The organism is Sporolactobacillus sp. PKPK-6, assembly GCF_056678885.1.
Map to the genome: position 1 here is coordinate 1,872,745 of NZ_JBWXPA010000001.1, position 12,946 is coordinate 1,885,690.

General features: G+C 48.3%; 7 protein-coding genes and 3 rRNA genes. All 10 read right to left on the minus strand.

What is annotated here, in order from left to right:
• Window positions 1–8: 8 nt before the first annotated feature.
• Window positions 9–1,874, minus strand: a complete 1,866-nt coding sequence (locus AC1MBV_RS09225; protein WP_480948124.1) for an ABC transporter ATP-binding protein — start codon at window positions 1,872–1,874, stop codon at window positions 9–11.
• The gene (locus tag AC1MBV_RS09230) at window positions 1,871–3,604 is read right to left on the minus strand and encodes an ABC transporter ATP-binding protein (protein ID WP_480948125.1); all 1,734 of its coding nucleotides are present in this window, start codon (window positions 3,602–3,604) and stop codon (window positions 1,871–1,873) included. Before AC1MBV_RS09230 ends, AC1MBV_RS09225 begins: the two co-directional genes overlap by 4 nt.
• A gap of 412 nt (window positions 3,605–4,016) precedes the next feature.
• Window positions 4,017–4,133: ribosomal RNA gene (gene rrf / locus AC1MBV_RS09235) — 5S ribosomal RNA — on the minus strand.
• A gap of 73 nt (window positions 4,134–4,206) precedes the next feature.
• Window positions 4,207–7,134 (minus strand): 23S ribosomal RNA (locus AC1MBV_RS09240).
• 221 nt (window positions 7,135–7,355) lie between these two features.
• A 16S ribosomal RNA gene (locus tag AC1MBV_RS09245) occupies window positions 7,356–8,904 on the minus strand.
• The 16S, 23S and 5S rRNA genes sit together here, the layout of an rRNA operon.
• 507 nt (window positions 8,905–9,411) lie before the next feature.
• Window positions 9,412–9,681, minus strand: a complete 270-nt coding sequence (locus AC1MBV_RS09250; RefSeq protein WP_255748651.1) for a pro-sigmaK processing inhibitor BofA family protein — start codon at window positions 9,679–9,681, stop codon at window positions 9,412–9,414.
• A gap of 97 nt (window positions 9,682–9,778) precedes the next feature.
• Entirely contained in the window at window positions 9,779–9,997 is a 219-nt protein-coding gene (locus AC1MBV_RS09255) for a YaaL family protein (RefSeq protein ID WP_255748652.1), read from the minus strand.
• A 68-nt stretch (window positions 9,998–10,065) separates the two neighbouring features.
• Complete coding sequence (gene recR, locus AC1MBV_RS09260; protein WP_255748653.1) at window positions 10,066–10,662, minus strand: recombination mediator RecR; 597 nt, start codon at window positions 10,660–10,662, stop codon at window positions 10,066–10,068.
• Window positions 10,663–10,764: 102 nt separating this feature from the next.
• Window positions 10,765–11,079 carry a YbaB/EbfC family nucleoid-associated protein gene (locus tag AC1MBV_RS09265; protein WP_370646080.1) on the minus strand — a complete coding sequence of 105 codons (315 nt, stop codon included), beginning with the start codon at window positions 11,077–11,079 and terminating at the stop codon, window positions 10,765–10,767.
• 21 nt (window positions 11,080–11,100) lie between these two features.
• On the minus strand, window positions 11,101–12,801 hold the full coding sequence (gene dnaX / locus AC1MBV_RS09270) for a DNA polymerase III subunit gamma/tau (protein ID WP_255748654.1): 1,701 nt from the start codon (window positions 12,799–12,801) through the stop codon (window positions 11,101–11,103).
• Window positions 12,802–12,946 lie beyond the last annotated feature (145 nt).

A 12,946-nucleotide genomic window follows, 5' to 3' on the forward strand; every position in this document is an offset into this window, starting at 1 on the left:
ACATGAAATTATCCGATTTCCAAATGCTTCTCTTCATCAGTGAATTGACTGTTGTACAGATCAGCATAGAATCCTTGTTTCTCAAGCAGTTCATGATGCGTGCCTTGTTCAATAACATGACCGTGATTCATCACGAGAATCAGATCTGCCTCTCGAATGGTCGACAAACGGTGTGCTATGACGAAGCTTGTGCGATTCTTCATGAGCGTATTCATCGCTTTCTGGATATGAACCTCAGTACGCGTATCAACACTGCTGGTCGCCTCATCAAGAATGAGAATGACCGGATCAGCGAGGATTGCCCGTGCAATCGTCAGCAACTGCTTCTGCCCTTGAGAAATATTGCTGCCTTCTTCATTCAAAACAGTGTCGTAGCCCTCCGGCAGGGTACGGATGAAATGATCGGCATGAGCTGCTTCAGAAGCGCGCACAATCTCTTCTTCCGTCGCTCCCGCGCGTCCATAAGCAATATTCTCACGAATGGTCCCCTTAAACAGCCAAGTGTCCTGCAGCACCATGCCGAAGAGCTGATGCAGCCGTTCCCGTTTAATCGATCGGATATCTGTGCCGTCAACAGTAATTTTCCCTTTGCGCACCTCATAGAAGCGCATGAGCAAATTGACGAGCGTTGTCTTGCCCGCACCAGTTGGTCCAACAATGGCTACTGACTGACCTGCTTTCACGTCAATCGTCATATCCTCAATCAGCGGCTGATCTTCTTTGTAGCTGAAGTTTACATGATCGAAAGCGACATGCCCTTTCGGCAGCTGCAGTGGCTCCGATGCCTCATCATCCTTCGATACCTCTTCTTCATCAAGAATCTCAAAGATGCGTTCTGCGGACGCAATCGTCGATTGAATAATATTGGATATATTAGCGATCTGGTTGAGCGGTTGGCCAAATTGACGAGCGTACTGAATAAACGCTTGAATATCGCCGATTTGAATAGACCGATTGATCACTAAAATACCGCCGACCACTGAGATCAGAACGTAGCCGATGTTGCCGACAAACATCATCATCGGCATCATAATTCCAGACAAAAATTGTGCCTTCCATGCGGAATTGTAAAGCTTACCATTAATCGATTCAAATTTCCCTACCGACTCGCGTTCCTTTCCGAATGCCTTAATCACTTGATGACCGGTGAACATTTCTTCAACATGACCGTTGAGCTTCCCAATCTGCTCCTGTTGCTGTTTGAAATAGCCTTGTGAACGTTTCGTAATCTGCGCGATCCCAATAAAGCTGAGCGGAATCGTCACAAGCAGCACTAAGGTCAAAAGCGGACTGATCGTCAGCATCATCACGATAACACCGACAAGCGTGATAATCGATGTAATCGACGCCGTAAGGCTTTGCTGCAATGTGTTGCTGATGTTTTCCGAATCATTGACTGCACGGCTGAGCACATCCCCGTATGGATGCGCATCATAATAGCTGACAGGCAGCCCAGCCAGCTTCTCATTGACCTGCTTGCGCAGCTTATAGACCATTTTTTGCGAAACACCACTCATCAAGTACTGCATGATGAACGTGAACAATGAACTGAGTACATAGAGAAGAACAAGTGTGATCACGATCCCCCATATATAATTAAAATCAATATGGGCGCCCGGTACACCTTTCATTTTCATCATCATGCCTTCAAAAAGCTTTGTCGTCGCATTCCCCATTAATTTTGGGGCAATAATGGTAAAAATTGTGCTGAGAACAGCCGTTATAAATACCGCAATCAGCACCGCATAATGCGGTCTCAAATAACCCATCAGACGGCGAAATGTCTTCCGAAAATTTTTTGGCTTTTGCACAGGCATCCTCATATGTCCGGGACCAAATCCGCCGGCACGTCGATTATTCTTAGTATCACTCATGCCAGTTCCTCCTTCTCCAATTGCGATGCGACAATTTCCTGATATACGGCACATGTTTCCATCAGCTCGGCATGCGTGCCTTCACCAACAATCTTTCCGTCATCGAGGACAATAATCTTATCCGCATGCAGAACGGTGCTGACTCGCTGCGCAACGATAATTAAAGCTGCCGTTTGCGTCATCCGTCCAAGCTCCGCCCTGAGCCGCGCGTCGGTACGATAATCGAGTGCGGAGAAGCTGTCATCCAAAAGATAGATATCCGCTTGGCGTGCTAATGCTCTAGCGATTGCCAGACGCTGCTTCTGGCCTCCGGAGACATTTTTACCGCCTTGTGCGATGACCGAATCGTAGCTGTCACTCATCTCCTGAATAAATTCGTCCGCCTGGGCAATGCGCGCTGCCTCTTTAATTTCTTCATCAGTAGCCCGCTCATTTCCATAGCGAATGTTTTCCGCAACGGTTCCAGAGAAGAGTACTGATTTTTGTGGGACATAACCAATCATTCGACGAAGCTTTTCAATAGAAATGGTCTTTACATCGACTCCGTTGACTCGCACACTGCCACTCACTGCGTCAAAATACCTTGGGATAAGATTAAGCAGTGTTGATTTTCCGGCACCCGTTCCACCGATAATGGCAGTTGTTTCTCCGGTTCGTGCCATAAATGATATGTCGTTTAATGCCGGATTTTCCGCCCCCGGATAACTGAACGTGACATTTCGAAATTCCACGCCTTGTGTGTTATCATCATTGTTCACTAATGCAGTACTCTTTGCATCCTTAATATCCGGCCGAATATCGAGTACTTCATTGACACGTGTCGCAGAAATTTGCGCACGGGGGATCATGATGAACATCATCGCTCCCATGAGGACCGAAAACATAATTTGCATCGCATATTGGATAAATGCCATTAGATCACCGACCTGCATCGACCCGCTGTTGATTCGCAACCCGCCAAACCAGACGATAGCAACCATCGATAGATTCATAATTAGCATCATGAGCGGCATCGCAGCTGACATAATTTGATTGATACGAATAGACGTCTGCGTTATATCCTTGTTTGCATCATCAAAGCGATCAATCTCATGTTTTGTTCGGTTAAAGGAACGAATGACACGAATGCCTGTCAATTCCTCACGCAAGATTAAATTAAGCCGGTCCATTTTTTTCTGGATTTTTTTAAAATAAGGCAGACCCTTCTGCGCAAGCAAAAGAATTGATACAATCAAGAGCGGCAGCGTCACCACTAACACAAGCGAAAGCTTTGCATCCTTGTACACTGCCATGATGATTCCCCCGATGCACATCAGCGGTGCCATCGTCATCATCTTGAGAATCATCATATAAACCTGTTCAATCTGTGCAATATCATTTGTGGTCCTCGTGATCAGTGAACTCGTACCTACTTGATCAAATTCTTTTAATGAAAATGTCTCGACATGTGCAAACATTTTATTTCGCACATCGCGTCCGAATCCGGAAGCTACCTTGGACGCCAAATAATTAGCGAGAACGGTCAGAACCCCTGCAGCAAGCGTCACAAGCAGCATATATGCACCCATCTTATAAATATAGGGCATATCGCCTCTGACAATGCCCGTATCAACAATATCTGCCATTAGGGTCGGCAGATACAAGTTAGCCAATGATTGCAGGAATACAAAGAGGACGGAAAACAATGCCGGCCACAGATAAGGCCGCAAATATCTAGCCAAACGAATCATATACTTCATCTCCATTCTTCATAAAACATAATTTCAATACTTAAATGAATCATACTATGATGACTTTCTAAGTGTAACTGGTCTCTGTGAACCAATTATGAATCCATGCACAAAATTTTTTAGTTCCTTTGAATTTTTCGCTTCACACTATAATGGTCTGGGTACACAAAGGTAAACCCGCTTTTTAAAACATCTTGATCTGGGAAAAATCTGCTTTATTTAGAGTCCAAAAATAAATTTAACCTAATTTTTACCGACTCACCACATAACAACTATAGTAAAGGCTTTATATCAAGCATAAAAGTCGTTTACAAACTTGGGGATGCACTCAACCTTTCAGAAATAAAAAATTGGTTTTTTTGAAAGCAAAAACACGCACCTCTCAAAATTGAGAAATGCGTGTTTTTCAATTGCCTGGCAGTGACCTACTCTCACAGGGGGACAGCCCCCAATTACCATCGGCACAGAAGAGCTTAACGACCGTGTTCGGGATGGGAACGGGTGTGACCTCTTCGCTATGACCGCCAGACTTCCGGCTCGCATGAGCCTTCAAAACCGGTAACGAAAGCAATCGAAACAAAACAAGTGAATCCAAGTTCTTCTGGGTTAAGCCCTCGACCGATTAGTATCTGTCCGCTGCACACCTCACGGTGCTTCCACTTCAGACCTATCAACCTCATCATCTCTAAGGGGTCTTACTGATTTAAAATCATGGGAAATCTCATCTTGAAGGGGGCTTCATGCTTAGATGCTTTCAGCACTTATCCCGTCCACACATAGCTACCCAGCGTATGCTCCTGGCGGAACAACTGGTACACCAGCGGTGTGTCCATCCCGGTCCTCTCGTACTAAGGACAGCTCTTCTCAAATTTCCTACGCCCGCGACGGATAGGGACCGAACTGTCTCACGACGTTCTGAACCCAGCTCGCGTACCGCTTTAATGGGCGAACAGCCCAACCCTTGGGACCTACTTCAGCCCCAGGATGCGATGAGCCGACATCGAGGTGCCAAACCTCCCCGTCGATGTGAACTCTTGGGGGAGATAAGCCTGTTATCCCCAGGGTAGCTTTTATCCGTTGAGCGATGGCCCTTCCATGCGGTGCCACCGGATCACTAAGCCCGACTTTCGTCCCTGCTCGACTTGTAGGTCTCGCAGTCAAGCTCCCTTGTGCCTTTACACTCTGCGAATGATTTCCAACCATTCTGAGGGAACCTTTGGGCGCCTCCGTTACCTTTTAGGAGGCGACCGCCCCAGTCAAACTGCCCGCCTGACACTGTCTCCGAACCGGATCACGGTTCAGGGTTAGAATGTCGATATCGTCAGGGCAGTATCCCACCGATGCCTCCACCGAACCTAGCGGTCCGGTTTCCAAGGCTCCTGCCTATCCTGTACAAACGATACCCACATCCAATATCAAGCTGCAGTAAAGCTCCATGGGGTCTTTCCGTCCTGTCGCGGGTAACCTGCATCTTCACAGGTACTATAATTTCACCGGGTCTCTCGTTGAGACAGTATCCAAATCGTTACACCTTTCGTGCGGGTCGGAACTTACCCGACAAGGAATTTCGCTACCTTAGGACCGTTATAGTTACGGCCGCCGTTTACTGGGGCTTCAATTCAAAGCTTCTCCCGAAGGATAACCTCTCCTTTTAACCTTCCAGCACCGGGCAGGTGTCAGCCCCTATACATCACCTTACGGTTTAGCAGAAACCTGTGTTTTTGGTAAACAGTCGCTTGGATCTTTTCACTGCGGCTCATCGGACCCGTAGGTCCGACGAGCACCCCTTCTCCCGAAGTTACGGGGTGATTTTGCCGAGTTCCTTAACGAGAGTTCTCCCGAGCGTCTTAGAATTCTCTTCTTGCCCACCTGTGTCGGTTTGGGTACGGGCACCGTTTCACTCGCTAGAGGCTTTTCTTGGCAGTGTAGGATCAGGCGCTTCGGTACTTAAGTTCCCTCCTCATCACCGTTTGGCGGATAGCAGCGGGATTTGCCTCGCTGCCGGCCTCGCGGCTTGAACGCACACTTCCATCCGTGCGCTCGCCTTACCTTCCTGCGTCCCCCCATCACTCAAACGTGAAACGCTGGTACAGGAATATCAACCTGTTGTCCATCGCCTACGCCTTTCGGCCTCGGCTTAGGCCCCGACTAACCCTGAGCGGACGAACCTTCCTCAGGAACCCTTAGGCTTTCGACGGAGAAGATTCTCACTTCTCTTTTCGTTACTCATACCGGCATTCTCACTTCCAAACGCTCCAACATGCCTCACGGCACATCTTCAATGCCCTTGGAACGCTCCCCTACCATGACCTTACGGTCATCCGCGACTTCGGTGCTGTGCTTAGCCCCGTTACATTTTCGGCGCGACGCCACTCGACCAGTGAGCTATTACGCACTCTTTAAATGGTGGCTGCTTCTGAGCCAACATCCTGGTTGTCTGGGCAACGTCACATCCTTTCCCACTTAGCACAAACTTAGGGACCTTAGTCGGCGGTCTGGGCTGTTTCCCTTTCGACGACGGATCTTATCACTCGCCGTCTGACTCCCGGACGTAAGGGCTTGGCATTCGGAGTTTGACTGAACTCGGTAATCCTGTGGGGACCCCTTATTCAATCAGTGCTCTACCTCCAAGTCTCACTCATCCGAGGCTAGCCCTAAAGCTATTTCGGGGAGAACCAGCTATCTCCGTGTTCGATTGGCATTTCACCCCTACCCACACCTCATCCCCGCATTTTTCAACATGCGTGGGTTCGGGCCTCCATTCAGTGTTACCTGAACTTCACCCTGGACATGGGTAGATCACACGGTTTCGGGTCGACAACCCTAAACTAAAACGCCCTATTCAGACTCGCTTTCGCTGCGGCTCCGCCTCTTCAGCTTAACCTTGCTTAGAATCGTCACTCGCCGGTCCATTCTACAAAAGGTACGCTGTCACCCCCCGAAGGGGGCTCCAACTACTTGTAAGCACACGGTTTCAGGATCTCTTTCACTCCCCTTCCGGGGTGCTTTTCACCTTTCCCTCACGGTACTGGTTCACTATCGGTCACTGGGGAGTATTTAGCCTTGGGAGACGGTCCTCCCGGATTCCGACGGGGTTTCTCGTGTCCCGCCGTACTCAGGATCCACTCCGGAGTGCACGTTCCGTCGGCTACAGGGCGTTTGCCTTCTTTGGCCGACCCTTCCAGGTCGTTCGCCTGAAACGTGCATTTCTGACTCCATGTGGAGTGTCCTACAACCCCAAAGAGCAAGCTCTTTGGTTTGGGCTGTTTCCCTTTCGCTCGCCACTACTCAGGAAATCGCATTTGCTTTCTCTTCCTCCGGGTACTGAGATGTTTCAGTTCCCCGGGTCTGCCTTACTCTGCCTATGGATTCAGCAGAGCATCCTATCTGTTCAAGATAGGGGGTTCCCCCATTCGGAAATCTTCGGATCAAAGCTTACTTACAGCTCCCCGAAGCGTATCGGCGTTCGTTCCGTCCTTCATCGGCTCCCAGTGCCAAGGCATCCACCGTGCGCTCTTTAAAACTTAACCACTGACGATGAAAATATTGCTCCTCATCCGCCACATTCATGATTAGTTTCTTGATCGTAAGATCAATTCAATAATCTTCTTGGATGTTTCTTGACTTTCTTTCGTTGCTTTCGTTATCCAGTTTTCAAGGTTCAAGGCTGCCTTTCGGCACGCCGGTGAAGGAATGATTCCTTCAAAACCAAACAAAAGTCCAAGCGCTTCGCTATTGATCGTTTCCTTAGAAAGGAGGTGATCCAGCCGCACCTTCCGATACGGCTACCTTGTTACGACTTCACCCCAATCATTTGTCCCACCTTCGGCGGCTGAGTCCATAAAGGTTCTCGCACCGACTTCGGGTGTTACAAACTCTCGTGGTGTGACGGGCGGTGTGTACAAGGCCCGGGAACGGATTCACCGCGGCATGCTGATCCGCGATTACTAGCAATTCCGGCTTCATGCAGGCGAGTTGCAGCCTGCAATCCGAACTGGGGGTGGCTTTATGGGATTAGCTCGACCTCGCGGTTTCGCTGCCCTTTGTACCACCCATTGTAGCACGTGTGTAGCCCAGATCATAAGGGGCATGATGATTTGACGTCATCCCCACCTTCCTCCGGTTTGTCACCGGCAGTCACCTTAGAGTGCCCAACTGAATGCTGGCAACTAAGATCAAGGGTTGCGCTCGTTGCGGGACTTAACCCAACATCTCACGACACGAGCTGACGACAACCATGCACCACCTGTCACTCTGTCCCCCGAAGGGGAACGGCCTATCTCTAGACTTGTCAGAGGATGTCAAGACCTGGTAAGGTTCTTCGCGTTGCTTCGAATTAAACCACATGCTCCACTGCTTGTGCGGGCCCCCGTCAATTCCTTTGAGTTTCAACCTTGCGGTCGTACTCCCCAGGCGGAATGCTTAATGTGTTAACTTCAGCACTAAGGGTTGGACCCCCTAACACCTAGCATTCATCGTTTACGGCGTGGACTACCAGGGTATCTAATCCTGTTTGCTCCCCACGCTTTCGCGCCTCAGCGTCAGTTACAGACCAGAGAGCCGCCTTCGCCACTGGTATTCCTCCACATATCTACGCATTTCACCGCTACACGTGGAATTCTACTCTCCTCTTCTGTACTCAAGCTTCCCAGTTTCCAATGACCGTTTGCGGTTGAGCCGCAAGATTTCACATCAGACTTAAGAAGCCGCCTGCGCGCGCTTTACGCCCAATAATTCCGGACAACGCTTGCCACCTACGTATTACCGCGGCTGCTGGCACGTAGTTAGCCGTGGCTTTCTGGCCGGATACCGTCACTGCAAGAGCATTTCCTCTCCCGCACGTTCTTCTCCGGCAACAGAGCTTTACGATCCGAAAACCTTCTTCGCTCACGCGGCGTTGCTCCATCAGACTTTCGTCCATTGTGGAAGATTCCCTACTGCTGCCTCCCGTAGGAGTTTGGGCCGTGTCTCAGTCCCAATGTGGCCGATCACCCTCTCAGGTCGGCTATGCATCGCTGTCTTGGTGGGCCGTTACCCCGCCAACTAACTAATGCACCGCGGGCCCATCTGTCAGTGATGGCCGAAACCATCTTTCAGCCCTGCACCATGCGGTGCAGGGGATTATCCGGTATTAGCTGCGGTTTCCCACAGTTATCCCAGTCTGACAGGCAGGTTACCCACGTGTTACTCACCCATCCGCCGCTCACTTCCGGGAGCAAGCTCCCTTCTATGCGCTCGACTTGCATGTATTAGGCACGCCGCCAGCGTTCGTCCTGAGCCAGGATCAAACTCTCCAAAAAGTGTTACTTGATGTCGGATACTAGATCCGGCCTTACTTTTTCGTTCATAAGATCCATAGCAAAATTGAATTGATTATGGGGTTTAAAACCCTTATATCACGCTTGGCTTTTGTTCAGTTTTCAAGGAACATTCTTCGTTGCATCGTTCCTAACAGCAACTTTTAAATAATAACACGTTTCTATCAGGAAGTCAACATCTTTTTTTAATTCATTTTCATCGCGTTTCAGCGACAAGAAATATCTTAACATAGATTCAATATCTCGTCAACAACTTTTTTTGTCCTCCGAAACACGGCAAGAAACATCATATCATTCGATGTATAGTAAGTCAATACCCCTTTATCAAAAACAATAAACATAAAAAAAATAACTTCTCCTCTGGCAAAGTCTCTGTCGTGACGGCAATGAACAGCTACATGAGCGTGCATATACATTAGAAGAAACTTTTTTAGAATCGTTTATAGCCAGCATGCTGCAATCTATAGATTATAAATAAAAAGCCCCCACTTATCCGCCCAGCGAGAACTTAATAATAACTAATGCAGCGATACCAGGTAGCCCAAGGAGTCCGCTGACTGCCGACGTCGCTAAATTAATTGGAATATGCATGCTGAATGATTCGCCGATAACATTCAGCAGAAAGAGCAGCAATGCACCGACCACAAGACGAACTGCCAACTTGCCTATCCATTTTACAGGATGGAACGAAGCACCTGCGGCCATGACCACAAGAAACAAAATAATAATGCCGACAATTATATAGATATAATTGGTCAAAAGACACGCCTCCTCACCTAATATAATAGAAAAGCCATAGGTTGTCCCCAATGATTCCCGTTTATAAAAGGTATGAACGCATGTCCCTTTTAGAACCTTATTTATTTATGAAGTGTTTTTGCGCGCGAATTTCCTTTAGTAAGTAGAAATATTTAGCTTCCGCGAGTTTCAGCTGATGCATGACCTCATCGGATGGATCAATACTGGCATCAATCACTCTTTTCTTTGTCATCCACTCGGTTTTGCATTGTTCGAGCAGTCCAAGGAGTGATTCATTCATTTCCTTACGCAATACACCTTTTTTTCGGCCAAACATCGCTAACATCTCCAATAATTCCGTTTAACCTTCCTGATAAACATCAAAGCCGCGAACGATACCCTTAATCAGAGTTCTCTTCGCCCTTCTAATGCTTTAGAAAGTGTCACTTCATCCGCGTATTCCAAATCACCGCCTACCGGCAGTCCATGAGCAATACGTGACGTTTTGACGCCGATCGGCTTTACAAGACGCGAGATATACATCGCCGTCGCTTCGCCTTCAACCGTTGGATTGGTTGCAAGGATAATTTCTTTAACTTTTTCATCTTCAAGTCGGCGAATCAGTTCGGCGACCTTAATATCTTCCGGACCAATGCCGTCCATTGGTGAGATAACACCATGCAGCACATGATATAAGCCATGGTAATCACGCATCTTCTCAAGGGCTACCACGTCCTTTGGATCCTGTACAACACAAATGGTAGAATGGTCTCGCGAAGAATCATCGCAGATCGGGCACGGGTCATGATCACTAATGTTCTGACATACCGAACAATAGACTAATTTTCGTTTCACATCGACTAGCGCGCGCGCAAAGCCCATGACATCCTCTTCGTTCATATCAACTGTATAGAACGCGAGGCGCACCGCTGTTTTCGGGCCGATTCCCGGAAGCTTCATAAAGCTGTCGATCAATTTCGCAATCGGTTCAGGATACTGCATCACCGATCTCCTTCCGCTTGTTGTCAAGAAAGCTCATAATGAACGGACAGCGAACTCCGTTTTATCTAGTCACGGAATTCGCCGCCCGATCGATTGACTCAATTACATTCCAGGAAGATTCAACCCCTGAGTAAACTTGCCAAGCCGCTTTTGCGCCAGTTCATCCGCATGCGCAAGTGCATCGTTTACTGCAGCCACAATGAGATCTTGCAACATTTCCACGTCGTCCGGATCTACAGCCTCCGGATTGATTGCCACGTCAACAATCTGCTTTTGTCCGCTTGCCTTGACCGTAACAACGCCGCCTCCGGCTGTTCCTTCTACAATCTCTTCTTTTAATTTATCCTGAGCCTCAGCCATTTGTTTTTGCATTTTCTGTACCTGACGCATCATGTTGTTCATATTTCCTCGCATCATGTCAATCGCCTCCACTATTGATTAATCTTTAATATCGAGCAAATCGGGACCGACCAGCTTTTTTGCTTCTGCAATAAGAGGATCCTCCTCCTCTTTCTTGCCGTCATTGTCCGGATTTGATTTCGAACGTTCAATAAAATCTTTCTTCAGGGTTTTCCATGTATCCTCAGGAATAGGATACATGGTTTTCTGTTTCTTTGTCACGTCCTGAACAATGGATTGGACTAACCCCATGATATTACTTTTGTTTTCCATGACCATCTGACAATGAAAATCATATTTAAAAGCTTGCACAAAACCTTCCGCGGAGCTTGCTACGGGCTGACTCTCCAGCATCCAAGCATGTGCCGCCACATTTTCCGAACGAATCTTCGCCATCACCTTTGCCCATACCGATCGCAGTTCAATTAAATCCTCTTTTGTCGCATCCTCAAGGACACGATTAATATGCGCGGTCGGAATGCGCAGACTGCTGTTTCTGCGCGGCGCGCGCGCATGATTTGATTCCGGTTGAGGATCTTGACGAGACGCAGCAGGAGATGCAACGGACAATTGATGAACCTGTTGTTCCAGCGCGTTGAGCCGTTTCTGCAGGGCAGAAGAGTCGGAAGAACCCGCTGCCGCCCCACTCATTGTCTCTGAATGCTCGCACAATCGAACAACAGCCATCTCAAGCAAAATTCTCGGATGGTTGGTCCTTTTCATGTCAAGAAGTGCACTGTTCAACTGATTGATGACTTGAAAAAGCCTGTCGGACGGAACATTTTCCGCTTGCTTGCGGAAATCATCGTCAACTCGTGGACGACTCAACAAGTCTTCAAGCTGTGGAGACGTTTTATAAAGCAGAAGATCTCGATAATAGAAGATCATTTGCTCCATCAACCGCAGCGGATCCTTGCCCTGTTCCAAAAGTTCGCCGATTTTCCCAATCGCTCCTGCTGCATTGCTATCCTCAAGGAATTCAATTAATTCACGAACCATCTGGTCGGCAACCATGCCCGTCACATCAAGAACATCTTGAACGGTAACCGTTGCTTCGCTGTAAGCGGCAGTTTGGTCCAATACACTTAGTGCGTCACGCATTCCGCCTTCACTTGCCTTAGCAATCAGTTGAAGTGCTTCGTCTTCCGCATCAATTTTCTGATCTTGGACGACAAAACGCAGCCGCTCAAAAATTTCAGATGAAGGGATGCGGCGGAAATCAAATTGCTGGCAGCGAGAAATGATCGTGAGCGGTATTTTCTGAGGCTCAGTTGTCGCAAGGATAAAAACAGCATGTTCCGGCGGTTCTTCCAGCGTTTTAAGCAGCGCGTTAAAGGCACCTGTTGACAGCATATGCACTTCGTCAATGATATAAACTTTGTAACGGACTTCACTCGGCGCATATTTTACCTTGTCGCGAATATCACGTATCTCATCCACGCCATTGTTCGACGCGGCATCAATTTCAATGACATCGGCAATGCTCCCGCTCGTGATGCCCCGGCAGGCCGCGCACTCATTGCACGGTTCGGCAGCCGGCGCATGTTCGCAGTTAATCGCCTTCGCAAAAATCTTAGCGGCGCTTGTCTTCCCTGTCCCGCGCGGTCCGGTGAATAGATAAGCGTGAGAAAATTGCTGTTTTGTCAGCGCGTTCTGGAGAGTCTGGGCAATGTGCTGCTGCCCGGCCAAATCATGAAAAGTTTGAGGCCGGTAGACTCTGTAAAGCGCCTGATAAGCCATCTTCTTCCCCCTTTTACCGAATACGCTCGGCGTTAATGATATACGTTCATTATAACGGTTACTGTGATTGAAAGAAACTGCGGCACAAATCTTTCTGCACGAAAAAGCAAGAGCCGCCGAAGATCAGCTTCGACAGCTCTTGCAA

What these genes read in the sequence shown, in the direction of transcription:
- AC1MBV_RS09265 (WP_370646080.1), bottom strand. Translation starts at nt 11,079, where the DNA reads ATGATGCGAGGAAATATGAACAACATGATGCGTCAGGTACAGAAAATG.
- recR (WP_255748653.1), bottom strand. Translation starts at nt 10,662, where the DNA reads ATGCAGTATCCTGAACCGATTGCGAAATTGATCGACAGCTTTATGAAG.
- AC1MBV_RS09225 (WP_480948124.1), bottom strand. Translation starts at nt 1,874, where the DNA reads ATGAGTGATACTAAGAATAATCGACGTGCCGGCGGATTTGGTCCCGGA.
- AC1MBV_RS09255 (WP_255748652.1), bottom strand. Translation starts at nt 9,997, where the DNA reads ATGTTTGGCCGAAAAAAAGGTGTATTGCGTAAGGAAATGAATGAATCA.
- dnaX (WP_255748654.1), bottom strand. Translation starts at nt 12,801, where the DNA reads ATGGCTTATCAGGCGCTTTACAGAGTCTACCGGCCTCAAACTTTTCAT.
- AC1MBV_RS09230 (WP_480948125.1), bottom strand. Translation starts at nt 3,604, where the DNA reads ATGATTCGTTTGGCTAGATATTTGCGGCCTTATCTGTGGCCGGCATTG.